The sequence below is a fragment of the Streptomyces tamarix genome (genome assembly GCF_032423885.1).
Classification (GTDB): Bacteria; Actinomycetota; Actinomycetes; order Streptomycetales; family Streptomycetaceae; genus Streptomyces; species Streptomyces tamarix.
In genome coordinates this window covers 102,671-125,412 of record NZ_JAWCTQ010000010.1, presented here as the reverse complement: position 1 = coordinate 125,412, position 22,742 = coordinate 102,671, and the positions used below count along the sequence as shown (strand labels likewise).

Annotated in this window: 20 protein-coding genes and 2 pseudogenes; 11 read left to right on the top strand and 11 right to left on the bottom strand. The window is 73.6% G+C overall.

Going from position 1 to position 22,742, the window contains the following annotated elements; genetic code table 11:
- The first annotated feature begins 1,161 nt into the window (after positions 1–1,161).
- On the top strand, positions 1,162–1,623 hold the full coding sequence (locus tag RND61_RS11030; protein ID WP_315877675.1) for a hypothetical protein: 462 nt from the start codon (positions 1,162–1,164) through the stop codon (positions 1,621–1,623).
- Positions 1,624–2,231: 608 nt separating this feature from the next.
- On the opposite strand, the gene RND61_RS11025 is transcribed toward RND61_RS11030, so the two are convergent.
- Positions 2,232–2,606 carry a MerR family transcriptional regulator gene (locus tag RND61_RS11025; protein WP_315877674.1) on the bottom strand — a complete coding sequence of 125 codons (375 nt, stop codon included), beginning with the start codon at positions 2,604–2,606 and terminating at the stop codon, positions 2,232–2,234.
- 369 nt (positions 2,607–2,975) lie between these two features.
- On the opposite strand from RND61_RS11025, the gene RND61_RS11020 reads away from it, so the two are divergent.
- The 3 genes from RND61_RS11020 (at position 2,976) to RND61_RS11010 (ending at position 5,172) form a co-directional block, all read left to right on the top strand.
- Positions 2,976–3,179: a cold-shock protein gene (locus RND61_RS11020; protein WP_250335557.1), complete on the top strand. Its 204-nt coding sequence runs from the start codon at positions 2,976–2,978 to the stop codon at positions 3,177–3,179.
- Between the two features lie 153 nt (positions 3,180–3,332).
- Positions 3,333–4,835, top strand: coding sequence for a DEAD/DEAH box helicase (locus RND61_RS11015; protein WP_315877673.1), 1,503 nt, complete (start codon positions 3,333–3,335; stop codon positions 4,833–4,835).
- A 55-nt stretch (positions 4,836–4,890) separates the two neighbouring features.
- On the top strand, positions 4,891–5,172 hold the full coding sequence (locus RND61_RS11010; protein ID WP_315877672.1) for an SCO5918 family protein: 282 nt from the start codon (positions 4,891–4,893) through the stop codon (positions 5,170–5,172).
- 78 nt (positions 5,173–5,250) lie between these two features.
- Here the strand turns inward: RND61_RS11010 and RND61_RS11005 are convergent, their stop codons facing one another.
- The 5 genes from RND61_RS11005 to RND61_RS10985 all read right to left on the bottom strand — a co-directional run bounded on the left by RND61_RS11005 (position 5,251) and on the right by RND61_RS10985 (position 9,732).
- Positions 5,251–5,625: a hypothetical protein gene (locus tag RND61_RS11005; RefSeq protein ID WP_315877671.1), complete on the bottom strand. Its 375-nt coding sequence runs from the start codon at positions 5,623–5,625 to the stop codon at positions 5,251–5,253.
- 73 nt (positions 5,626–5,698) lie between these two features.
- Positions 5,699–5,977: a hypothetical protein gene (locus RND61_RS11000; protein WP_315877670.1), complete on the bottom strand. Its 279-nt coding sequence runs from the start codon at positions 5,975–5,977 to the stop codon at positions 5,699–5,701.
- Between the two features lie 690 nt (positions 5,978–6,667).
- Positions 6,668–7,873: an acyl-CoA dehydrogenase family protein gene (locus RND61_RS10995; protein WP_315877669.1), complete on the bottom strand. Its 1,206-nt coding sequence runs from the start codon at positions 7,871–7,873 to the stop codon at positions 6,668–6,670.
- A 249-nt stretch (positions 7,874–8,122) separates the two neighbouring features.
- Positions 8,123–9,127, bottom strand: a complete 1,005-nt coding sequence (locus RND61_RS10990; protein ID WP_315877668.1) for a sulfite exporter TauE/SafE family protein — start codon at positions 9,125–9,127, stop codon at positions 8,123–8,125.
- 149 nt (positions 9,128–9,276) lie between these two features.
- Positions 9,277–9,732, bottom strand: a complete 456-nt coding sequence (locus RND61_RS10985; RefSeq protein ID WP_315877667.1) for an RrF2 family transcriptional regulator — start codon at positions 9,730–9,732, stop codon at positions 9,277–9,279.
- Here RND61_RS10985 and RND61_RS32680 point away from each other — a divergent pair.
- Positions 9,731–9,922 carry a putative leader peptide gene (locus RND61_RS32680; protein WP_391653247.1) on the top strand — a complete coding sequence of 64 codons (192 nt, stop codon included), beginning with the start codon at positions 9,731–9,733 and terminating at the stop codon, positions 9,920–9,922. The two genes, RND61_RS10985 and RND61_RS32680, sit on opposite strands and share 2 nt — an antisense overlap.
- Before the next feature lie 260 nt (positions 9,923–10,182).
- On the top strand, positions 10,183–10,701 hold the full coding sequence (locus RND61_RS10980; RefSeq protein WP_315877666.1) for a winged helix-turn-helix domain-containing protein: 519 nt from the start codon (positions 10,183–10,185) through the stop codon (positions 10,699–10,701).
- A gap of 226 nt (positions 10,702–10,927) precedes the next feature.
- On the opposite strand, the gene RND61_RS10975 is transcribed toward RND61_RS10980, so the two are convergent.
- Positions 10,928–12,319: a pectate lyase family protein gene (locus tag RND61_RS10975; protein ID WP_449343276.1), complete on the bottom strand. Its 1,392-nt coding sequence runs from the start codon at positions 12,317–12,319 to the stop codon at positions 10,928–10,930.
- 830 nt (positions 12,320–13,149) lie between these two features.
- Between RND61_RS10975 and RND61_RS10970 the strand changes: the two genes are divergently transcribed.
- Together RND61_RS10970 and RND61_RS10965 are read left to right on the top strand one after the other, a co-directional pair.
- Complete coding sequence (locus tag RND61_RS10970; protein ID WP_315877664.1) at positions 13,150–13,281, top strand: hypothetical protein; 132 nt, start codon at positions 13,150–13,152, stop codon at positions 13,279–13,281.
- A gap of 1,316 nt (positions 13,282–14,597) precedes the next feature.
- Positions 14,598–15,351 (top strand): annotated as a pseudogene (locus RND61_RS10965) (transposase); the annotation flags it as partial.
- Positions 15,352–15,990: 639 nt separating this feature from the next.
- Here the strand turns inward: RND61_RS10965 and RND61_RS10960 are convergent.
- The 3 genes from RND61_RS10960 to RND61_RS10950 all read right to left on the bottom strand — a co-directional run bounded on the left by RND61_RS10960 (position 15,991) and on the right by RND61_RS10950 (position 17,854).
- Positions 15,991–16,446 (bottom strand): tellurite resistance TerB family protein, encoded by a 456-nt coding sequence (locus tag RND61_RS10960; RefSeq protein ID WP_315877663.1) that lies wholly within the window; start codon positions 16,444–16,446, stop codon positions 15,991–15,993.
- Between the two features lie 91 nt (positions 16,447–16,537).
- Positions 16,538–17,545, bottom strand: a complete 1,008-nt coding sequence (locus RND61_RS10955; RefSeq protein ID WP_315877662.1) for a sporulation protein — start codon at positions 17,543–17,545, stop codon at positions 16,538–16,540.
- A gap of 87 nt (positions 17,546–17,632) precedes the next feature.
- Positions 17,633–17,854, bottom strand: coding sequence for a hypothetical protein (locus RND61_RS10950; RefSeq protein ID WP_315877661.1), 222 nt, complete (start codon positions 17,852–17,854; stop codon positions 17,633–17,635).
- A gap of 967 nt (positions 17,855–18,821) precedes the next feature.
- On the opposite strand from RND61_RS10950, the gene RND61_RS10945 reads away from it, so the two are divergent.
- Positions 18,822–20,132: a hemolysin family protein gene (locus tag RND61_RS10945; protein WP_315877660.1), complete on the top strand. Its 1,311-nt coding sequence runs from the start codon at positions 18,822–18,824 to the stop codon at positions 20,130–20,132.
- Positions 20,129–21,148: a hemolysin family protein gene (locus tag RND61_RS10940; protein WP_315877659.1), complete on the top strand. Its 1,020-nt coding sequence runs from the start codon at positions 20,129–20,131 to the stop codon at positions 21,146–21,148. The genes RND61_RS10945 and RND61_RS10940 overlap by 4 nt, the downstream gene beginning before the upstream one ends.
- A gap of 678 nt (positions 21,149–21,826) precedes the next feature.
- On the opposite strand, the pseudogene RND61_RS10935 reads toward RND61_RS10940, so the two are convergent.
- Positions 21,827–22,039 (bottom strand): annotated as a pseudogene (locus tag RND61_RS10935) (TerD family protein); the annotation flags it as partial.
- 296 nt (positions 22,040–22,335) lie between these two features.
- On the opposite strand from RND61_RS10935, the gene RND61_RS10930 reads away from it, so the two are divergent.
- Positions 22,336–22,737: a BlaI/MecI/CopY family transcriptional regulator gene (locus RND61_RS10930; RefSeq protein ID WP_315877658.1), complete on the top strand. Its 402-nt coding sequence runs from the start codon at positions 22,336–22,338 to the stop codon at positions 22,735–22,737.
- Positions 22,738–22,742 lie beyond the last annotated feature (5 nt).

Below are 22,742 nucleotides of genomic sequence, written 5' to 3'. Positions count from 1 at the left end.
ACCGGAGCGGCGCGCAGCTCGCGGCGACCCCGGGGCGAAAGCCCCGTGGCCCCCGAAAAGGCCCCCCACCGGCCCCGCCCGGGACGAGCCGACCGCCGAGGAGACACCCCGCCCGTGGCGCGAAGCCACCCCGGGAGACGCCGACGACCGGCCCGGACCCGCCCCCGGCGCGGAGCTCCCTGGGACCCCGGTCACCCACCCGGCGGCTCTCCGCCGAGGGCCACCGCGAGGCCCTGGCGCGGAGCCCCCCGGGTTTCGGCCACCCGCCCCGCCGGGCCGTCCCCCTCTCCCGTCGAGCCGTTCCCGTCCGTCGTCGGGTCGTTCCCGTCTGTCGTCAGGTCTTTCCCATCCGCTGTCGAGCCACCCCTGCCCGCCCTGTACGGGCCATCCGCGGAGGAGCCGCCCGCCTCGGGTGCGAAGCCGCTCCGGGAGACGCCGGCCCCGCCGGGGCCCGCCCCGGTGCGTACTCCGCTTCGACGCGGAGCCCCCTGGAACCCCAGCCGCCCACCCCGGCCGGGCCGCCTCCGTCTCCCGTCGAGCCGACCCCGCTCGCCGCCGAACCGACCCTGCCCACCATCGAGCCGCCACCGTTCCCGCCTGCCTCCGCCGAACCCTCCCCGTCCACCGCCGAGCCGCCACTGCTCCCGTCCGCCGCAGCCGAACTGCCCGCCACCCCCGCCGGGCCGTCCCCGTCCGCCGCCGCCGGGCCGTCCCTGCCCGTCGTCCGGTCGCCCACCGACATCGCTCCCGCCCGCCCCGGCCGCCGTCCTCGGTGGCTGGGGGCCGGGACCGGTCCGTTCCTCGGTGCCGGCCTCGGGTGGCCGCGCCCCGGTCACACGACCCGCCGGGCCGCCCGGTGCGACCCCGCTGTTCTTCCGACGGCCCCGTCGAACACCCGGTTCACCGGACCACCCCGCCGGCCGTGGTCCGACCCCTTCGCGTCGCTCGCCGTCCCGTCCCACCCCGCTCAGCGACCGGCCGCCCGGCGAACTGTGCCGCCCGCCGTACGGAGCGCGCCCCGGCGACGGGGGGCCCGGCGACGGGCGCGTCGGCACGGCCGTCCCCGCCTCCGGTCGCCGGCGGCGCGTATATCCCGCGGAAACCAGGGGACCCGGGAGCCAGGGACACGTAGCCGCGAGCGATGAGGATGGGTGTACGCGTATGACGACCCGCCATGTGACGCGAACGCGAGCACGAGCGAGCCGGATCGGTGTCCGCCCCGCGGACGAGGTCGAGTCGGCGTATCGGGCCCTCGCCGCCGGAGCCACCCGGGGCTCGGCGCGACGGGACCCCGCCGACGGACCGGCGCGGGCACCGGACCGCGAAGCGTCGCGGGACGCCGAGCGGAAGCCCGTACGGGAAGGACGGCCCGAACCCTCCGGCGCGGTGTCCGAGGGCGCCGCCGACGCCTACCGGTGGGCGCTGGCCCGCGAGGGGCACGGGCCGGTCACGGGGGTGCCCACGCGCGAGGTGCCGGACCTGTGGCGGCTGACCGCCGAGGCGGACGCCGCCGCGGTGCTGCTCGACGACCCGGCGTGCCCGCCGGAGAACCGTGCGTACGTACGGGGGGTGCACGACGCGTTGGCGTGGCTCTGCGGACAGAGCGACGAGCACGCCGTGTGACCGGTGAGGGCCGCCCGTCCGGACAGGCTCCCCGTTCGGACAGGCCCGCGTCCGGAGAGGTATCCGTTCGGACAGGCCCCGTGCGGTGCGGGCGCGCCGCAACCTCCCGGCCTCCGTGCGCCCCGCACCCCGCGTCACCCGGCTCGGCCCGCACGCCCGGCCCGTCAGACCGTCCGGTCACCGGGCTCGGTCAGCCCGCCAGGCCACCGGGCCTGCCCAGCTACCGGGCACGCCCGGCCTGTCAGGCACCGGGCTCGGCCAGCCGCCCGGCTCGGCCCGCACGTCAGATCGTCCGGTCACCGGGCTCGGCTTCGTACGCCCAGCCGTCGGACCCGCCCAACCCGCCCAGCTCGGGCCACCCGCCCGGTCACCCAACTCGGTCGGCCCACCCGGCTCGGCCCGCACGTCAGACCGTCCGGTCACCGGGCCTGCCCAGCCACCGGGCACGCCCGGTCTGTCAGGCACCGGGCTCGGCCAGCCGCCCGGCTCGGCCCGCACGTCAAACCGCCCAGCCACCGGGTACACCCGGCCCGCACACCCGGCCCACCCGGCCCGGCCCGCACGCCCGGCCCGTCAGGCCACCGGGCCTGCCCGGCCACCGGGCTCGGTCAGCCCGCCAGGCCGCCGGGTTCGCCGGGTTCGCCCGGTCCGGTCCGCGGCCGTGCCTGCCGGTTCCGCAGCTCCTCGTTGAGCCGCTGGGCTTCCTCCAGCTGGTCCTCCAGGATGATGATCCGGCAGGCCGCCTCGATGGGGGTGCCCTGGTCGACGAGTTCGCGGGCCCGTGCGGCGATCCGCAGCTGGTAGCGCGAGTACCGGCGGTGGCCGCCCTCCGACCTCAACGGGGTGATCAGCCGCGCATCGCCGAGCGCGCGGAGGAAGGCCGGCGTGGTGCCGATCAGCTCCGCGGCGCGGCCCATGGTGTAGGCCGGGTAGTCGTCGTTGTCGAGGTTGTCGGCGGGGTTGCGCCGCGCTCCTGGAGCCATGCGCGCCTTTCGTCCTGGGCGTCCGGGCGAGGCCGGCCGCACGGACGGCCACGCACCCCGCGCGGGAACCGTAGCCGCCACGAGTGACGAATGTCTATTCCGGCCGCTGCAGATTCCCGCCGGGCGGGGCAGCACATTTACTCCGGCGGGAAAACTTCCCGCCCGAATTCCGTGCGGATGCGAAATCCGCGTGCTAGTGTCGTAGCCAGTTGCAGTTGTGGTTCCCAGAGCTTCAAAGTGCCCCCTCGCCCCACGGCGGAGGAGCACTTTTGTGTGGCCGGTTCTCTTGATCCGGCGCGGGGCAATCATCGCGGCGACGCGAGGCTCGCACAGTGCGGGTCCAGAAATTCCCCGTGAGGAGAATAGATCATGGCTACTGGCGTAGTGAAGTGGTTCAACGCGGAAAAGGGCTTCGGCTTCATCCAGCAGGACGGTGGCGGCGCGGACGTGTTCGCCCACTACTCGAACATCGCGACCAACGGTTTCCGCGAGCTGCAGGAAGGCCAGAAGGTCACCTTCGACGTGACGCAGGGCCAGAAGGGCCCGCAGGCGGAGAACATCGTCCCCGCCTGACGACGAGGCGTTTCGACGCCGCCGGGGCCCGCACCTTGGGGTGCGGGCCTCGCGCCGTTCCCCGGCGCCGCCCGCCGAGTCCGGCGCGGCGTGCCGCCGCCCGGCTGAATCGAGGGCCGTGAATTCCTCGATATCGTATTGAGGAATATTCCCATGGCCCGTACGTCCCGCTCTCGGGGCTATTACTCGGGGACGCGCCAGGCTGCCGCCGCGCCGGCCCGCCGAGCGAAGAGCAACCAGCCCGAGAACGCGTCCAAGCCCGCGACCGCGAAGTCACCCAAGGCCGGTTCCCGGACACAGTCCCGCCGCCGCGCCACCCCGCCGCCGCCCGGTGATTTCACCCTTCCGGTGACGCACACCCCGCCGCTGCCGCCCGTCGAGGCGTTCGCGGACCTCGGCCTTCCCCCCGCGCTGCTGCGCGCGCTGGAGGCCGAAGGGGTGACGGTGCCGTTCCCCATCCAGGCGGCGACCCTCCCGAACTCCCTCGCGGGCCGCGACGTGCTGGGCCGGGGCCGTACCGGCTCCGGAAAGACCCTCGCGTTCGGTCTCGCCGTACTCGCCCGCCTCGCCGGGACCCGCGCCGAGCCGCGCCGGCCGCTCGCCGTCGTCCTCGTCCCCACGCGGGAGCTGGCGCAGCAGGTGACCGACGCCCTCGCCCCGTACGCCCGCGCCCTCGGGCTGCGGCAGGCCACGGTCGTCGGCGGCGTGTCGATCGGCCGCCAGACCGCCGCCCTGCGCGCCGGAGTGGACGTGCTGGTCGCGACCCCCGGCCGGCTGCGGGACCTCGTCACGCGCGGCGACTGCATCCTCGACGACGTCGGCATCACCGTCCTCGACGAGGCGGACCAGATGACCGACATGGGATTCCTGCCGCAGATCACCGGTCTGCTGGAGCTGACCAGGCCCGACGGGCAGCGACTGCTGTTCTCGGCCACCCTGGACCGGAACGTCGACTCCCTCGTACGGCGCTACCTCCACGACCCGGTCGTCCACTCCGTGGATCCGACGGGGGGCGTGGTGACGTCGATGGAGCACCACGTCCTGCACGTCCACGACGCCGACAAGAACGCCACGGCCACGGAGATCGCCGCCCGCGACGGCCGCGTGATCATGTTCCTGGACACCAAGCACGCGGTGGACCGGTTCACCAAGCACCTCCTCAAGAGCGGCGTACGGGCCTCCGCGCTGCACGGGGGCAAGTCGCAGCCGCAGCGGACGCGGACGCTGGCCCAGTTCAAGGAGGGCCACGTCACGGTGCTCGTCGCGACGAACGTCGCCGCGCGCGGCATCCACGTCGACGACCTCGACCTCGTCGTGAACGTCGACCCGCCCGGCGACCACAAGGACTACCTGCACCGCGGCGGCCGCACGGCCCGTGCGGGCGAGTCCGGCAGCGTCGTCACGCTCGTCCTGTCGCACCAGCGGCGTGACGTGGACCACCTGATGAGCCACGCGGGCATCCGCCCGAAGACGACGGCGGTACGGTCCGGCGACGCCGAGCTGACCCGCATCACCGGGGCCCGCACGCCGTCGGGGATACCGGTCACGATCACGCCCCCCACACCCCCGGCCCAGGCGGCCGGCAGGCCGGGCTCCCCGGCCCGTCGCCGCCGGACCGGAACGCGCCGCCCGCGCCGCGCGCCGCGCCAGCAGTGACGCCCCGCCGCACCGCGGTGCGTCCGTCCCACCGCCCTGACCCTGTGAGGCAACCATGCGCTGTGTGATCGCCCGCTTCCCGTTCGACTTCGTGACGAGCGAGGTGGAGGCGCTGATGGCGAACGTCCGCCCGGAACCGGCGGTCGGACCGTGCGCGGTCATCGGCCGCCACACGTACCCGGTCAAGCAGGTCGGCGAGGTCATCACCCGCCAGGACCGCCGCGACTTCACCGCCCTGGAGGTGACCAGGGCGCTGCGCCGCCTCGGCTTCACCTGCGTGACCCCGGCCCCCGCCCCGGCCCAGGCCCCCGCCCCGGTCACCGACCTGCTGGGCTGAACCGCCCGGTCCTCGTGGACGCCAACCGCCCGGCTCGGCCGGGCGGTTGGCGTCTTTCAGTCGTCTTTCACTCGTCTTTCAGTCGTCGGTGTAGCTGAAGTCGCCCACCGTCCAGGCGCTCACGTCCGCGATGGCCACGCGGTACATGCCGCCCGTCTCCGGGATGCCGAGCGTGCCCTGGAGGATCCTCGCCACGTGGAAGTGCAGGTGCGTCGGGGACCCGTCGCCGGGCGGGCGCGAGCCCTCCTCGGCGGACGCGAACACCCCCGCGAACCCGCTCAGCCGCTCCGAGTCCCGCAGGACCTCCGCCACCCGCTCCCGCCACGCGGCCTCGGGAGCGAGCCGTCCCGTGATGACCGCACCGTTGACCACGACGGTGAGCGACATCTGATTGGACTGCTGCGATTCGACGGTGGCCGCGACATCCACGAGCAGTGCATCAGGCTTCGTCATGCTCTGAACTTACAAGTTGGAGCGCCCGAGTGGGGCGTTCGGGCCCACGTCGCTTCCCGTGGGGTCCGCCACGTCAGGGTTCGTCCCGCCGGGGAGCGTCCTGCGGACGCCGTTCGCCGGGCGCCGACTCGCTGCTCTCCAGCCAGGACCGCGCCGGCCCGGCCGGCCGCGTCGTGTCGACCCTCAGGTGCAGCAGCGTCCCGCCCTCCGGCCCGGCGGGGTAGCTGCGCTGTTCCGTGGAGGCGAAGCAGCGGCGCACCACCTCCGCCACCCTGCGGGCCACCTCGGGCGTCGCCGCGACGACCCGCACGTCGGCGTGGCCCGCGGAGGGCAGTTCGGTGTCGTCGTGCACGGCGACCTCCTCGGTACGGCGGTACGGTGGTACGGACTCCGGGGACGCGGAGGGCGGGGACGGGCACAGCCGGCCGCCGTCCCGGCGTACGGCCCCCGGACGGTTGTGCGTTCCGGTGAACCGTCCGCGCCGCCCGCGGCACTCCTTCCCGCAGATTACCCGCTCCACCCCCGACCGCCTCCCCGCCGGGCCTCTCCGCCGGGTCGCCGCCCGGTCGCCCGGTCGCCCCGCCGCCCGTCACCGGTGACTCGCCCGCGCCGATCCGCCCCCACAGGGCCTCCGGCTCCACGCCCCACGCACCTCGACGGTCCCGCCGCCCCGCCGGGCCTCTCGGAGCCGTACTCCCGGTTCCCCGTACGGGGGCGGCACCCCTGCAGGCCCCCACTGCCGCGGTCGGGCCTCTCCTCGCGTGCGCGGCCCCCTCCGCGCCTTCGGGCGGAGGAGGCCGGAGGAGCCGGGCCGGGCCGGGGCGCTGCCGGTGCTCCTCCGCCGGGTCCGTGGCGAGGCCGGAGTCGCGCGCGGTGCCCCCGGTGTCCGCGTCGTACGCGGCGGGGAGCCGCCCGCGCCACCCCGCCACCCTGCCGCCTCGTTCACCCCGTCCGCGTCGTTCGCCTCGTTCGCGTCCGGGCTGTGCGGCCCGCTGCGGGGGAGGGACGAGCGGCTGCCGTCGACCGTCATCGGCCGCCGCCGTCACCGGCAAGGAGCCGTCACCGGGCGGTGGGTGCCGTTCAGGTAGTGGTCGCCGATGGAGCGCAGGCGGTGGGTGGTGGAGCGGTGGGCCGTCAGGACGCGGGCGTTGCGCCAGAAGCGGTCCAGGCCGGGTGCGTCGGCGAGTTCCAGGACGCGCGCGGTGATGTGCAGGGCGGACCGGGCCGTGACGGTCTCCGCCGTGGCGACGAGGGCGGCGATGTCGGCGGTGGCGTCCGCGTCGAGGTCCGGGCCCGCGTCGAGGGCGTTCGCCGTGGCGTCCGTGGCCCGTTCGACGACGGCGGCGGCCGTGTGGGCGGCGGACGCCAGCTCCCCGTACGCGAGGAGGAGGTCGGGGTCCCCGCCCGGTAACCCGGCCCGCCGCGCCGTCCTGTCGGCGTCCCGCGCCTCGGCCAGCGCGCCCTCCACGATGCCGAGCCCGACGTGGCAGAGCGCCAGCCGCAGCACGGAGGGCGCGAGCGCCGTGAACGGCGGGGCCGACTCCTCGTCCGGCGGACGGCGGCCGACGAGCCGGGCGGGCGGGACCGTCACCCGGTCGAAGACGACGGTGCCCGCCCCGGCGACGCGCTGCCCCAGCCGGTCGCCGGCCGCCTCCACCGCGACCCCGCGACTGCCGGGCGTCACCCGCACGACCAGGACGTCCCCGGTCACGGCGCACACCGCGTCCACGAGGAGCTGGTCGGCGACCGCGACCGCCGTGGGCACGTCCCGGCTGCCGTTGAGGACGTGACCGGTGCCGCCCAGCGGCGTCAGCGTCAGGTCGGGCCGGCCCCCCTCCTCGGGGCCGGCGGCGTACCGGAGGGCGCCGGCCCAGAGCCACCGACACCGCGCGGAGTCCTGTTCGAGCGTGTCGGCGCGGTCGGGCGGCCCGTAGAGGCGGGCGCTCCAGGAGAGGGCGTAGTGGTGGGCGAGGAGTTCGCCGACGGAGCTGTCGGCGGTGGCGACCTCGCGGATGACGGCGCACCCGGTGCGCCAGTCGGTGCCGTACCCGGCGCCCGGCGGCACGAGGGCCGCCGGGAGCCCGGCCTCGCGCAGCCGCGCCACCTCGTCGGCGGGCGGCCTGCCGGCCCGGTCGCGGGGTATGGCGTCGGCGGCGAGGTCGTCCGCGAGGTCGCGGGCGGTGCGGAGGAGGGCGGCGGGGCCGGTGTCGGTGTCGGTGGCGGTGTCGGCGGGCGGCATGGGCGTCATCGGCGACAGGCCGGGGCGGAGGGGGCGGTGGAGTGCTGGGACGTGGTGACGCGCTGCATGGGGGGTGCTCCGGGGTCGGGGTGGGGGGTTGGGCGAGGGTCGGTGGGTTCCTGCGGGGAAGCGGCCCGGAGAGGGGCGGTGGGGAGGTACGGGCGGTGCGGGGTGCCGGGCCCGCCGTCATCGCGACGCCCGCGCCCTACGCACCGTCTCCCGCGCCCCCTGCCCCGTTCCTCGGGCCGCCCGTACGGCTCAGGCCGTCGTGGCCGCGTCCGGCGAACGGTCCTCGGGCGCACCGGACCCGGTGCCCGCTCCCGCCGCACCGGCCGGTACCGGCACGGCCCCCGTCCCGGTCTCCGGCGCAGGGTCGGCGGCCGGCGCCGCAGCCGACGCCGCGGCCCGCCGGTGCTCCCGGAACGAGTAGGCCAACGCGCCCGCCCACACCGCGTAGACGATCCCGTAGACCGTCCACTGGGCGGCGTCGCCCGCGCCCACCCAGTCGCTGCGCAGCAGTGTCCGGATGTTGGTCAGGACGATGAGACCGCCGACCGCCGAGCCGAGGAGCCGCGGCGGCACGTGCCGCACCAGCCACGCGGCGATCGGCGCGGCGACGAGTCCGCCGACCAGCAGCGCGCCCGCCCACGTGTAGTCGACGCCCTCGGAGCCGAGGCCCACCAGGAAGCCGAGGCTCGCGGCGACCGCGACCAGGAACTCGCTCGTGTCGATCGACCCGATGACCTTGCGCGGCTCCAGCCGTCCGCTGGCCAGGATCGCCGGGGTGCCGACCGGCCCCCAGCCGCCGCCACCGGTCGCGTCCAGGAACCCGGCGACGACGCCGAGCGGCGACAGGAACCGCTTGCGCAGCGGCTTGCCCAGGTTGCCGGTGGGCAGGCCCAGGAAGGTGAAGCGGCCCAGTACGTACACGCCGAGACCCAGCAGGAGCAGCGCCATCACGGGCTTCGCGACGTCCGTCGACAGGCTGGACAGGAACGTCGCACCGGCGAACGCGCCCACCGCGCCCGGGATGCCGATCTTGGCGACGACCCGCCAGTCGACGTTCCCGAACCGCCAGTGCGCCACACCGGACGCGAGCGTCGTGCCGATCTCCGCGAGGTGCACGGTCGCGGAGGCGGCCGCCGGGTTCGTCCCGAAGGCCAGCAGCAGGGTGGTGGAGGTGACGCCGTAGGCCATGCCGAGGCTCCCGTCCACGAGTTGGGCACCGAGCCCGGCCAATGCCAGCAGGATCAACGTCTTCACGGCCACACCTCACGAATCCCTAGTTTCCCCATCGGGTAGGTAGGGATATTGGGTGCGCGCCGGCCACCTCGGCAAGCACGTTCTCAATGGGTGGACGTTTTCGTCTCGGATTACGAGAAGACGCAGCTCAGAGGGGGTGCGCTCGTGTCTCAGGGATTGGACCAGGCGGCCGGGTCGTCGGCCAAGGCCCCCACGAACTCCGGCAGGTGACCCGACGCCACGTCCGCCAGCGACACCCCTTCCAGGATCCGCCGCACGTTCGCGCGCAGGGCGACCCACAAGGGGAGCAGCGACTCGGCCGGGCCGCCGTACGACAGCTCGGGCGGCCGGACGCCGCGCACGGAGACCAGCGGGCCGTCCACCGCGCGCACCACGTCCGCGACGCTGATGTCCTCCGGCGCCCGGGCCAGCCGGTAACCGCCGTACACCCCGCGCTGACTGGCGACGAGGCCGCCGCGCCGCATGTCGTTCAGGATGCCTTCGAGGAACTTGTGCGGGATGTCCTGCGCCTCCGCGATCGCCTCGGCCTTCAGCGGCCCGTCCTGCTCGGCGGCGAGCAGCAGCGCCGCCCGTACCGCATAGTCCGCCCTGGCCGAGATCCGCATGGGCTCATTATCCCGTACGGGTCCGGACGCGCCTGACGAGATTTCCTACGCATTCAGTAGGGAAGTGTTGACGGCGGGGCGTGGCGGGCGCAGGATGGTCGCCATGTCGTCCTCGACGCAGCAGCCGTTCGTACGCCGCAGGCATGTCGACCTCCGTCGCGTGGCCAGCGCCATCTGCCCCTACGCGTAGGACTTCCGCGGCACCGCCGCCCGCCGGAGACCGGGCCCCGCTGAGCGCCCCGGAGCACACGGACGCCCGTACGACACCGCCGGCCGCCACCCGCTCCCGGCCGCCCTCCGTCCCCGGCCACCCGCGTACGCACGCCCCCGGTACCGCCCCCGTGGCACGCGCCCCCACGCCCGCCCGTCCGCGGGCGGTCCGTACGCACGCCCTCGCCACCGCGCACCGCCGCGCCCTCCGCCCGCCCAGGCCCGCCCGAAGGGACCACCATGACCACCGCCCTCCCCGCCCCCGCCCCCACGTCGGCCCCGGCCGCGGCCCCGAGGCTCCGCCTGGTGGGCGACCGTCCGGTCCGACCCCACGTCGGCTACCTGGTGTTCCTGCCGGACGGCGTCGACCCCGTGCAACTGCTGACGGCCCATGGCGTGCGCCCCGAGATCCACCCCCTCGCCCCCCGCACACCCCCGGCACCCGCCCCCACGCCGCCCTCGCCCCCTCCCGTACAGGAGGGCGGCGTCCTGATCGACCAGGAGCGTCACGTCGTCGAGGTCGATGGGCGCGAACTGGACCTCACGTACCTGGAGTTCAGCCTCCTCGCGCACCTCGTGGCGAACCCGCACATGGTCCACTCGCGCGAGTCCCTGATGGCGCGGATCTGGGGCTACGGGCACATCGGCGACGGCCGCACCGTCGACGTCCACGTGGCGAGGATCCGCCGCAAGCTCGGCGCCCCGTACCGGGACCGCATCGTCACCGTGCGGCGGGTGGGCTACAAGTACGTGCCGTAGACGCCGCGTTCCGCCCGCGGCTCCGCCGCCCCGCTGTGGACGGCGTGCCCCCGTCGTCCCGGCCGCCCTGCTGTGGACGCCGTGCCCCCGCCGTGGACGGCGGGGGCGCGTCCCGGGCCGGGAGCCGGCGCCCACGGGGGGCCGGCCCCGGCACGGGCGGGGAGCCGGCCCCGGCACAGGGAACCGGTCCCGGCGCGGGCGGGCGGACCCGGTACGGGTCGCGGGGCTACCGCTTCACGGTGCCCTGCTCGGTCAGTACCCCCGCGCCGACCGTCCCGGCCAGCTCGCCCGGCAGACCGGCCGCCGAGGTCTGGAGCCCGGCCGTCAGCGTCGGTGTCCAGGAGACGGACGTCTTCAGCTTCTTCGAGGAGGAGGCCGCGTTGTAGGCGGCGACGACGTCCGTCACCGCGCCGTTCACGACGTTCCCCCGCCCGGCGACGGCACCCGTGCCGTCACCGCTCAGCAACTGCGACACCTTGCGGTCGGACGACAGGGTCCAGGCGTTGTGCTCGGCGACGACCTGGGCCTTGGCGCGCGCGTTGACGCTGTAGCTGTGCGCGTAGCCGTTGGTCTTCGTCGTGTCGTAGTGGTTGTTGTAGAGGTGGATCTGGCCGAGGCGGGCCAGCGGCGCCCGCTGCGTGATGCCCTTCCACACGTTGTGGTGGAGGGTGACCCGCAGCTTGCCGACGCTGTCGGTGTCGCTGCTGCCGATCAGCATCGTCTTGTCGTGGCTGCTGAACAGGTTCCGCTCGACGGTCACCAGGTCGGACCCGTTGGTGATGTCGAGGGCCCCGTCGTGCACCTGGTACTTCCGCCCGAAGTACGTCTTGAGGGCGCTGTCGTACAGCGGGGCGTCCGTGAACGTGTTGTGGTCGGCCCACACGTGCGTCGCGCCGCGCAGGGTGACGGAGTCGTACGCCGAGTTCCACTCGCCCTTCGAGCCGTCCGTCGGGTCCCACTGGGGGAAACAGTCCTCGGTGGCGCTGAAGGCGAGGTTGCGGATGATGACGTTGTCCGCGTTCTGCACCGCCACGCTGCCGCCCTTGATCCCGGCGCCGGTGCCGGGCACGCCGACGAGGGTGGTGTTCGACGGGACGCGGAACACGATGTTCTTCGCCTGCTTGGCCGCCGCGGCCTTCCGCGCGTCCTCCTGCGCGCCGGACGGCTTCTTCGACCGGCCCCACACGGCAGGGTCGTACGCCTTCAGGTACGCGGACAGCGAGTAGCCGGTCCCGGCCGCGTAGTCGTCGCAGCTGTTGCCGCCGTTCGCGTCGATCAGGCCCTTGACGCGGACGATCCTCGGTGCGGTGTCGGAACCGGAACCGGAACCGAGGGCCTTCGCCAGTTCGGCGCGGTTCGAGACCGTGTACACGCGCGCCGCGTCGGCCTTCGAGCCACCGGTCGTACCGGAACCGGAGGCCGCCCAGCCGTCGTTGGCGGGCAGCGTCTGGTACGCCAGGTCGACGGCCGCGCTCGCGCTCGTCACGAACGGGACGGCGCCGAGCCCGGCGGCCACCACGGCCGCCGCGGAGAACAACGCCGTACGCCGCCGGCGCGACGACCGGCGATGGGTGGGGGATGCCACAGATGAGTCCTTACGAGTTCGGGGACGCCCCATCGGCCGAGGCGTCCACCCCGTGGTGGCCACCACCCCCGAAAAGGGTTGCCCCGCCACCGAAACCACTTCCCCCGACCACCCCCGGGGCCCCGGGGAAGGTCCCCGGCCCGCCCGCCACCGGCTCCACCGACCTCGGACCCCTGACGGGAGTGGGGAGGCGGTCCCGGGGCCGAGGGGAATGCCCTGCCCCACCACGGAACGCGGACGCGGGGGAGGCGGCGGTGAACGGTAACCAGCCCGGAAACGACGGGCGGACGGCCCCGGACGGCGGACCCGCGCACGGGCACGCACCGGGCACGGGCACCACAGGCGCGGGCACAGGCGTCACCGGGAGACCGACCGGGGACAGGCGCGGCGTCCACCGGGGCGCGTGGATCGGTGCCGGGGCGACCCTGCTGGGCGCCCTGATCACCGTGGCCGGCACGTACCTGCTGGGAGCCGGCGGCAACCGGCCCGCGAGCACACCGCCCCCGCACCGGCACCGCGGCCGTCGTCCTCCGCCCCCGGCACGGAGCCGAATTCGAGCACACCGGCCGCCTCCTCGGCGCCCGTCGCCCCGCCGACGCCCACGGCGAAGCCGGGCGGCACCGTCCGCTGGGAGGGCACGGTGGTGATCGTCTACGCCGACGACAAGGACCTCGACGGCACACCGCCCACCGAGTCCGAGATCAGCGAGGAGAACGACTTCTCGGTCTTCCGGTGCACCGAATGCATGCTGCACCCCGAGCACGGCGTGCGGGCGGCGGTCTGGGAGGGACTCCGGCACCCTGCCCTCCTACGCCGACTGCGCCGCCCTCGTCGACGCCGAAGGCACGAAGAAGGACATGCCCATGAAGACCGGCACGGTGGTCTGCGCCAGGACCACCGAGGGCAGGGTCGTGCGCCTGAAGGCCACCGAGTCCTCAGGGAACGCCTTCGACGTGACCGGGAAGTCCCAGGCCGTCGTGTGGAACGCCGACTGACGATCGCGGTGGCGCGGTGAGGCGGTGGCGCGGTGAGGCGGTGGTGCGGTGACGTGGTGACACGGTGGGCGGTGATGCGGTGATACGGCGGGGTGGTGCGGTGGCCCGGTGGTGCGGTGGCGTCCGAAGCCGCCCGCCCCACCACCTGTGCCCCATTGCCCCGGGTTCCGTCTGTGTCCTGGGGTTCCCCCTGCCGCACAACTCCCGCGTTCCGCCGCCACCTCCGTCCCACCGCCCCGCGTCCCACCCCCTGCCCCACCGCTCCCGCCCCGCCGCTCCTACGCCCACAGGCCGGCGCGCGTGCCCCGTCGCAGTCCAGTGACGCCCCGCGCCCGTACCCGCTAGGAACGCCTCCTCCCCCGGCGCGCCCCGCGCCACCGCCACGATCCGGTCCACGTCCCCGCGCTCGGTCGGTGGCAGCGGGGCACCCAGCGAGAGGACCGTTCATCAGTCAAGCCCGTGTCGTTCTGGAACAGCCCCGGCTGCAGTCGCCCCCCAGGGTCCTCCTTCCTGTGAGTGCCCACCGTTGGATCAGTCCGGGCTTTCCCAGACGGTGACTTCGAGTCGAATGGGTCCCGTGGTCGGAGCCGCGACGACACGCAGGTAGGCCGTGCGCCCATCGCGGGAAATCGCGCAGTAGCGGGCTCCCCTCGTCAGAGGCAAGTTATATGTGCCGTTCTCCTGCACCGCCGCAACGCATTCGGCCTCACTCGGATCAGGACCTGAAGGGGGCAGAGGGGCAAGTCTGGACTCACCGTTGAGGGTGCTGAGTGAGGTCCTGTCGCTGTAGAAACCCACGTCTGTGCCCCCGGTCAGTGTGGCGATGAGAATCGGCGGTTTCGAATCCAGGTCGATGTTCTCGCTGCCAGGGAAATCAAAGATTTCAGGTCCAAATCTCACTTTTGGAGGTGTCCCCTTCGTGCCGCCACTGCTGGACGGCGCGGTTGGAGACGAGGTAGTAGCGCCGGTTGATGGCTTCGAGCTCCCTGGGGGCGCTGGATCCGCCGACTCTGTCGAACCGTTTGGTGGTTTCGAGCCTTCGGGAGAAGCTGATCCCTGGCTGTTGGCGATCAATACCCCGATCAAGCTAATGATCGCGACGAGGACAGGGGCGAGGAGACCGACAATCCACCATGCTGCCTGCGGCTGCTGCGGCTGCTGCGGCTGCTGCGGCTGCTGCGGTTGTAGGGCAGGTGGGGATGGTGGCGATGAAGGTGGTGGCGGTAAGGGTGGGGAGGTAGGTGGAGCGTTGTCGTTGGAGTTCCCTGTCATAACACCCAATCTAGATTCCTCCAGCCGTATGAGGAAGCAAACGAACCATCGCCCAACCGGCCTTGTCGCAACTGTCGAAGGATTACCGGCGCGGGCGGCGGAACCTGATCCGCACCGATTCCGCGGGTGGCACCCACGACTTCGTCGCCCGGCTCACCCGGCGGGGGCGGTGGCCGTCCTGCTCGGTCGGCATGGTGATCATCGAGTAGTCCATCGGCATGTGCTGAAGGTTCCGGCGTCGGCCTGGACGGCGGCCGTCGAGGCGGACGGCGAGATCCGTGACGGCGCCTGGGTCGCCGAGCTCACCGGCGACGTCCTGGACGGCTGGCCCAGGGCATGCGGCTGATCGTCAGGAAGGAATGGCCTTACCCCAGGGGTTGATTGCGGCTCACGAACGCGGACGGCATGCGGCTGACCTGTTTCGCCACCAGCACCTCAGGCCGGCTGATCGCCGAGCTCGAGCCCCGTCACCGGCTGCGGGCCCGGGCCGAGGACCGCATCCGCGCTGCCCGGGCCACCAGCCTGCGCAACCTCCACTTGCGCCGCATCGCCCAGAACCGCTTCTGGCTGGAGATCGTGCAGCTCGCTCGACCTGCTCGCCTGGATATTTGTGCGCGCGCTGAACGGCAAGGCCGGGCTTTGGGAATCCCGTCGACTGCGGCTCCGCCTGTTCACCGCAGCCGGACGGCTCGTGACCACCGGTCGCCGACGGATCCTCCGCCTGCCCGGCACTGGCCCTGGACCAGCCACATCACCGCCGTCCTGCACCGGATCGCCCAACTACCCGGCCCCGGCTGACCAGCAGATGCCCCGTCCCGACGTCCCTGGGGAAATGGGTTGTCCGGGCAGACTTCGCGCCGTCCGGTGCACACCGTGATCACCCGCTGTTTACCGCTCCGTATGGCATGCAGTGACACGTCGGCCGTTCGAGGGCGGCATCGAGACGTGTGTACATTTCTTTCCGCGTTCTGTCCTGGGCGCATGTTCGCTCTCCACGGTGTTCGCACGTGCAGAGATCCTGTCGAAGCCGACTGCCCGGTCTTGATGTCGGCCGGCCGGTTTCCGTTTCCGCGTCTCGCCACGGGAATGTCCTACTGGGCAAGACACAGGACTGGCCGTCGCTCTTGGTGGTCCGGTAGTCGGCTTCCTGATCGGCTCGTACGAACCCCACCGGCCGGAGCCCGGTGGCGGGATGGAGCGCTTCCGCTGGGAGAGGGGCTGGAACCGCCTCGCATCCGGTCGCGGTTCCGGGGCTGATCGGTGCCGCTGTCCCCGCGGGGGCCGCGGTGCCGACGCCGGTGGACCACGGCCGGTGGTCCACGACCGGCCTATGACCTGTGGTTCCGGCAGGGCCGAGTGGCCGGGCGCCCCGATGGCGAGCCGGAGACGACGGCGGTGACGGTGTCCGGGACGCCATGTGCGCGCCCCGGCCGATGCCTACAGGTCGAACTCGTGTGGCGGCAGGTCGAGGGTGTGGCAGGCTTCGCGGACGGCCGCCTGCTCGGTCTCGTCGAAGTCGCCGTCGGCACCGCCGATGACGATGCCGATCTGGATGACGGCGCGGGCCTCGGCGGGCTTCTTCCTGGCCTTGGCGATTTCCCGCATGACGTCGACCTTGCCGAGGGCGAAGTCGGAGGTCAGCTTGTCGAGGTTCTCCTCGAAGCGGCGGTGGAGGTCGTCGGTGGGGAAGTTGCGCAGGACGTCGTTGGTGGTGATGAGCTGGGCGACGCGTTGGCGTTCGGAGGGGTCGACGCGGCCGTCGGCGGCGGCGACGAGCGCGCACATCGCCATGGAGGCGTCCCGGAAGGCACCACTGGTGAGTTCGTTCTTCTTCGCCATGAGCTGGGTCTGCATCGTCGACGCCGATTCCTTGAGGCGGTCCCACAGGGCCACGCGTACTCCTTCGCCGGGGGTGCGTTCCGGGCCGGGGCCGGAGCGGCCGGCCCGGAACACAACTTCTACATTGCTGTAGAAGTTACCAGGCTCAGCCCTCGTCGCCCTCGTCGTCCCCCTCGAAGAAGTCGCCGATCTCGTCGACGGCCTCCGCCGCGACGAGGCCGCCCGCCACACCGACGGCCAGCCCCGCGGCACCGGCGGCGACGGCCGTGCCCATGCCGGGACCGGACCGGTGGCCGTGATGGTGCTCGTCGTGCCCGTACGACCCGTGCCCGTACGTCCCCTGGCCGTCGTGCCCGTACGTCCCGTGGCCGCCGTGGGTGGAGCGGTGCTCGACGAGCTGCCGCACCCAGGACTCGACCTCGGTGGTCCAGTGCGTGTGGTCGACGTCCTCGTGGCTGAGGGTGAAGCGGGTGAGCGCGTCGTGGCCACCGGAGAGGAGGCCGCCGCGCTTGTCCGCCTCCAGGACGACCTCCATGCCCTGCGGGTTGGCCAGGAAGGTGACCTCGATCTCGTTGACCCGGCCCGCGTACTGCGGCGAGGGGGAGATCTCGATCTCCTGGTAGAACGGCAATTGCTGGCCGGTTCCGCCGATGTGGCCGTACTCCAGGTCGGCGGACTTGAAGCCGAAGCCGAGCCGGCCGAACGCCTCCAGGATCGCCTCCTGGGCGGGCAGCGGTGCCACCGTGAGCGGGTCCAGGTCGCCCTTGTCCTTCGCGCCCGCCACCCCGAGCTCGGTACGGACGCCGAGCACGACGCCCAGGGCCTGCCCGTGCAGCTCCGTGACGGGGGTCTCCCACGGCAGGGTCACGCTGAACGGGACGCTGCGCTGCTCGCCCTCGGCCAGGCGGAAGCCACTGGCGACGGTGAACCGTTCGAAGGCGACCGCGCCCTCGCTCTCGCCGTCGCCGAGCTCGGCCTCCACCCGGGCGATGAGCTCCAGGGTGATGTGCTCGATGTCGAAGTCGGCGTTGCCGCCCTTCAGGTGGACCTCGCCGGTCAGGGTGCCGCCCGGCCGGACCGCTCCGGGGGTCAGGACCGTGTCCACCGAGGGGCCGCCGATGCCGATCGAGCCGAGCAGTCGTTTGAACACCATCGTGGCGTTCACTCCTTCGTGAAACGTGTTGCTGTACGGAGGGGCGGGGCCGCCACCACCGGCGGGGCGATGGCGGCTGCCGGGGAATTACTTCGACGCCGCCCCCAGGGCGGCCAGGGCCTGCGCCCAGCGGACGAACTTCAGGTCGGCGAGGTCGGCCACCGTCTTCACGCCGAACGCCTCCTCCAGGAGCTCGCCGTCACGCTCGGAGACGCCCTTCAACGCGTCCACCGGTGCGGCCAGGATCTCCGGCAGGCTCTTGTCCGCCCATGCCTTGTCCAGCACCTTGTCCAGATCTATCGCAGCCACGAAGGCCCTCCCGCCATGACGGAGCGGTCCGGTGTGCCGTCGACCCGCCTCGCGGGCGCGTCCGCCGGCATTCCTCGCCGCTTGTATCTACATCTGTGTAGAAGCATAGGGGCGGATGCCCTTCCGCGGGGGAGCACCGGGGTGAACGGGCGGTGTACAGCGCGGAATCGGCCGGTCGGCCGACCGGTCGCGTGTTGCGGATGTGGCCGGGTATGCGGTCCGCGATCCGCGGTCCGCGCGGGTGGTTGTCGCTCCCCGGGGCGTCCCCGAGGCGTCCTCGGGGTACCGGCCGGCACGGCGGGAGGGCCCGGTGGGCCCTGTCCGCCGTGCCTCGTCCGGGGTCGCCGGGGCTGCGAAGGCCGTCCGAACGGGTGTGAATGGAAGGCGGGCGACGGGCGCGGGCGACGGGCGGCCGTCCGGCGTGTCCCGTCCCGGAGGTGCCGTGTCGAGTTCCGGAGCGGTACGGCATATCGTCTACACGCGTGTAGAAGAACGGAGTGTGGGACAGGTTCCGTGGCAGCCGCGCGGAGACGGAGCGCAGCCGCGGTGGACCCGCTTCCTGGCCCGACGAGGAACGACAAGCGTGACGAGGGACGGCATACGTGACGAGGAGGAGGCGCGGGGTGACTCAGGACGTCGCTTCACAGGCGGCCGAGCCGTCCCGTGCCGTAGGGGCCCGAGCCGAGCCGACCTGCGCCATGGGGACCCGCGCCGAGCCGTCCCGCGCCGAGCCGTCCCGCGCCGTGGGGGCCCGAGCCGAGTCGACCCGCGCCGTGGGGGCCCGCGCGCCGGGCGGGGCGGTCGCCGTCACCGAACCGGGGACCGGCTGCTCCCGCCCGTTCGTCCCGCTCGACAGATCCGTGAAGGAGTTCGCCTTGCCTGCCAGACCGATGGAGCCCCCTGGGGACGGTCCCGGACCGTCCCGTGCCGCCACGCCTGAAGCCGGCGCGCGGCGGGACGGCGTGCGGTGAGCGCCGGACTCGGCCTGCTGGCCGTGCTCGTCCTGACCGTGGGCACCGGGTACTTCGTCGCCCAGGAGTTCGCCTACGTCGCCGCCGACCGGCTGGCGCTCGCCCGCGAGGCCGAAGCGGGCGACGGGCGGGCCGCCCGTGCCCTGAAGGTGCTGGGGCGGCTCTCGTTCATGCTCTCCGGCGCGCAGCTCGGCATCACGGTCACCGGACTGGTGGTCGGCTTCCTCGCCGAACCGTCCGTGTCGGCCCTGTTGAGGCCCGTACTGGACGGTGTGGGGCTGACGGGTGGCGCGGCCACGGCGGTCTCCGTGGTGCTGGCCTTCACGATCGCCACGGTCCTGCAGATGGTGGTCGGCGAACTCGCCCCGAAGAACCTGGCACTCGCCGTACCCGAGCGGCTGGCGAAGTCCCTGGCCTCCTCCACCCTCCTCTACCTGAAGGCCGTCGGCCCGCTCGTGCGCGTCTTCGACAGCGCGGCGAACACGCTGCTCCGCAAGGTCGGCATCGAGCCGGTGGAGGAACTGCACCACGGAGCCACCCTCGAGGAGCTCAGCCAGTTGATCGGCGAGTCCCACGAGCAGGGGCAGCTCCCGGCGGACACCGCCGAGCTCCTCGACCACGCCCTGGAGTTCTCCGAGCGCACCCTCGACGAGGTGATGGTCCCGCGCGTGGACGCCGTGTTCGTACGCAGGGACGCCACCCTGGAGGAGGCGGCCGACCTGATCGCCGTACACGGCCACTCCAACTACCCGGTCCTCGGAGACCACCCCGACGACATCACCGGCGTCATCGGCGTGTGGGAGCTGATGCGGCTGCCCGCGAGCGGCTTCGGCACCACGTCGGCCGGGGAGGCGGCGCGCCGTCCGCTGCTGCTGCCCGACACCCTTCCGCTGCCGGACGCGGTGGCACAGATGAGGCGGCGGGACGACGAGTTCGCCGTCGTCCTGGACGAACACGGGGGAGTCGCGGGCATCGTCACCTACGAGGACATCGCCGAGGAACTGGTCGGTGACATCGCCGACGAGACCGACACCGTCGTCCGGCCGGCCGTCCCCGACGGGGCCGGCTGGGTGGTCGACGCGGGGCGCCGCCTGGACGAGGTGGAGCAGGCGACCGGCATCGCGCTGCCCGAGGAGGAGGACTACGACACCGTGGCCGGCCTGGTCATCGACCGGCTGGGGCGCTTCCCCGCCATCGGCGACCGCCTCACCGTGGAGGGCGTCGCCATCGAGGTCCTGAGTCTGGACCGGCACGTACCGGAACGCGTCCGGATCGAGCGCGCGGCGGACGAGGAGGCCCAGGCGTGAGTTTCCCCGTGGCTCTCTTCGTCACCGTCCTGCTCCTCGTCGCCAGCGGGTTCTTCGTGGCCGCGGAGTTCGCCCTCGTCGCGGCGAAGCGCCACCGCATGGAGAAGGCCGCCGAGGAAGGGCGGCGCGGCGCGAAGGCGGCGCTCGCCGGCATGCGCGAGCTGTCCCTGATGCTGGCCGGTGCCCAACTGGGCATCACGGTCTGCACGCTCGGTCTCGGTTCGATCTCCAAGCCCGCCGTCTCCCACCAGGTCGATCCCCTGCTGGTGAAGCTCGGCCTGCCCGCCGGGCTCAGCTACGGCATCGCGTTCGCCTTCGCGATGGCCCTCGTGGTCTTCCTGCACATGGTCGTCGGAGAGATGGCCCCCAAGTCGTGGGCGATCGCCCATCCGGAGCGTTCCGCGATGCTGCTCAGCCCGCCCTTCCGCGCCCTGGTCAAGGTCGTGCGGCCGTTGATCCGGGTCCTCAACAGGGTCAGCAACGCCCTGGTCCGGATGTGCCGCGTACAGCCGCGCGACGAGCTGACCGCGGTCCACAACCGCGAGCAGCTCACCCACCTGGTCGCCGAGTCGGAACGGCTCGGTCTGATCAACGAGACCGACTCCGAACTCATCACCCGGTCCCTGACCGAGCCGCAGACCCCCGTCGCGGAGCTGCGGGTACCCGCCGGTGACATCGCGACCGTACCGGCCGACGCCGATGTCGACACGATCCTGTCGACGGCCACCGCCGCCGACCGGGCGCGCCTGCTCGTCGCGGACGGGGAGGAGGTCCTCGGCTCGGTGCACGCCCGGGACGCGCTCGTTGCGCGGGCCCGGGGCCGCGCCGCCACCGCACGCGGGCTGGCCCGGCCCGTTCCGGAGCTGAGGGGCACCGACAGCCTCTCCCACGCGGTCGAGCAGTTGCGCAGGCACCGCGCCTCCCTCGCGGTCATCCGGGACGAGCACGGCCGGCTCACCGGACTGGTCAGCCTGGACGACCTCCTCGCCCGCCTGATGGGCACGCGGAGCACGTAGGCGCGACAAGCACAGGGCCCTCTCCCGGTGTCGGGAGAGGGCCCTTCCCGCGCGCGGCGGGCGGGCGCGCGCCGGTCCGCCGGCCCCGTTCCGCTCCGGGTCGGCCGGGCTCCTCCCGCGCGCGGCGGCCCGGTCCCGCTGCGGTCGCTGCGCCCCGGCGACCTGGGCTCCTCCCGCGCATGGCGCCGGGCCCGTTGTACGGCGCATGGTGCCGGCCCCGTTGTACGGCGGGTGGTGCGGCGCGTGTACGGCGGGTGGTGCGGCGCGTGTACGGCGGGTGGTGCGGCGCGCCGAAGCCGTGCCCTTCCCACGCGCGGCGGGTGGGCACCGTCCACCGGCCCCGTTCCGCCACGGCGCTCGACCACCTGCTCGTCGTAGGCCTCGCGGACCTCATTCCCGGGACGGGCGGGCCCCGTGAAGCCGGGATTGCCGAAGTCCGGCCGGCTGTGGCGGGCGGCCGTGAAGGCCAGACCGGCGCCCGCCGTGAGCCCGGCGACGGCGGCGATGGCCGCGGCGGTCCAGCCCGTGCCGACGAGCGTGTCGGCCGGCGCGTCCGCGACCCCCGCCGCGCGCAGGCCGTAACCCAGCAAGAGGAAGATCACCACTGCCGTGGCGGACAGCAGGGGAGTCAGGACGACGAGGGCGGCCATGACGCCTTCACCGCCCTCACCGCCATCGGACGGAGCCGCTGGGGCTGGTGGGGTTGCTGTGGAGGACGAAGTGCCGGTCGGTGACGACCTTGCCGGAACCGTTCAGCGGTAGGGCGCCGGCGTCCAGGTCGAAGTCGGTACCGGAGGTGGTGCGGACGTCCCGCTCGAGCCCGACCACCACGGCGGTCAGCCCCGGGGCCTCCTTGCTCAGCGAGACGTCGCCGCCCCTGGCGAGGCTCACGCCCCTGTCGTCGTTCCTCTCGTCTCCAGCGGTCGGGTCGGGCGCGGGGCGCGTTCGGTCCGAGAGGTGTCCGGGACGTTGGCTCCACAGCAATGTAGAAGTTGGTGGGTGTGCTCGACCGCGGAGCGCCGGCGGGACGGGGCCGGTGGTGCTACCGTCCCGCCCCGTTGCCCCCTCCGGGAGAGCGGGCCCGGCGCGGCGCGAGGAGGCACCGGCGCGGGAACGAGGGGCGGCGGGGCCAGTACCATGAACGTCCTCGTTGTACGAGCGGGACCGGCGGGCAGAAGGCGGACACGATGACCGAACGGAACGAGGGCGCTGCCGGCCGGCAGTCCGGCCGCCGGGCCCAGGGGGAGCTGGAGGCCGAGGTACTGGCCGCCCTGCGGAGCGCGTCGCGCCCCGTTACCGCCGCCTACGTGCACGAGCGCCTCGGGCAGGGACTCGCCTACACGACCGTGATCACCACCCTGACCCGGCTCCAGGCCAAGGGGGCGGTGGCGCGGCAGCGTGCGGGCCGGGCCTTCGAGTGGACGGCGGTCGCGGACGAGGCCGGTCTCACGGCCCTGCGGATGCGCCGCCTCCTGGACGCGGAAGCGGACCGCGAGGCGGTGCTGTCCAGGTTCGTCACCGCCCTGCTGCCCGACGACGAACAGCTCCTGCGCGACCTGCTGGCCCAGTCCGACGAGGCCGAAGGCTGACCCAG

What these genes read in the sequence shown, in the direction of transcription:
- RND61_RS11030 (WP_315877675.1), top strand. Translation starts at nt 1,162, where the DNA reads ATGACGACCCGCCATGTGACGCGAACGCGAGCACGAGCGAGCCGGATC.
- RND61_RS11025 (WP_315877674.1), bottom strand. Translation starts at nt 2,606, where the DNA reads ATGGCTCCAGGAGCGCGGCGCAACCCCGCCGACAACCTCGACAACGAC.
- RND61_RS11020 (WP_250335557.1), top strand. Translation starts at nt 2,976, where the DNA reads ATGGCTACTGGCGTAGTGAAGTGGTTCAACGCGGAAAAGGGCTTCGGC.
- RND61_RS11015 (WP_315877673.1), top strand. Translation starts at nt 3,333, where the DNA reads ATGGCCCGTACGTCCCGCTCTCGGGGCTATTACTCGGGGACGCGCCAG.
- RND61_RS11010 (WP_315877672.1), top strand. Translation starts at nt 4,891, where the DNA reads ATGCGCTGTGTGATCGCCCGCTTCCCGTTCGACTTCGTGACGAGCGAG.
- RND61_RS11005 (WP_315877671.1), bottom strand. Translation starts at nt 5,625, where the DNA reads ATGACGAAGCCTGATGCACTGCTCGTGGATGTCGCGGCCACCGTCGAA.
- RND61_RS10995 (WP_315877669.1), bottom strand. Translation starts at nt 7,873, where the DNA reads ATGACGCCCATGCCGCCCGCCGACACCGCCACCGACACCGACACCGGC.
- RND61_RS32680 (WP_391653247.1), top strand. Translation starts at nt 9,731, where the DNA reads ATGGGCTCATTATCCCGTACGGGTCCGGACGCGCCTGACGAGATTTCC.
- RND61_RS10985 (WP_315877667.1), bottom strand. Translation starts at nt 9,732, where the DNA reads ATGCGGATCTCGGCCAGGGCGGACTATGCGGTACGGGCGGCGCTGCTG.
- RND61_RS10980 (WP_315877666.1), top strand. Translation starts at nt 10,183, where the DNA reads ATGACCACCGCCCTCCCCGCCCCCGCCCCCACGTCGGCCCCGGCCGCG.
- RND61_RS10975 (WP_449343276.1), bottom strand. Translation starts at nt 12,319, where the DNA reads ATGGGGCGTCCCCGAACTCGTAAGGACTCATCTGTGGCATCCCCCACC.
- RND61_RS10970 (WP_315877664.1), top strand. Translation starts at nt 13,150, where the DNA reads ATGAAGACCGGCACGGTGGTCTGCGCCAGGACCACCGAGGGCAGGGTC.
- RND61_RS10955 (WP_315877662.1), bottom strand. Translation starts at nt 17,545, where the DNA reads ATGGTGTTCAAACGACTGCTCGGCTCGATCGGCATCGGCGGCCCCTCG.
- RND61_RS10930 (WP_315877658.1), top strand. Translation starts at nt 22,336, where the DNA reads ATGACCGAACGGAACGAGGGCGCTGCCGGCCGGCAGTCCGGCCGCCGG.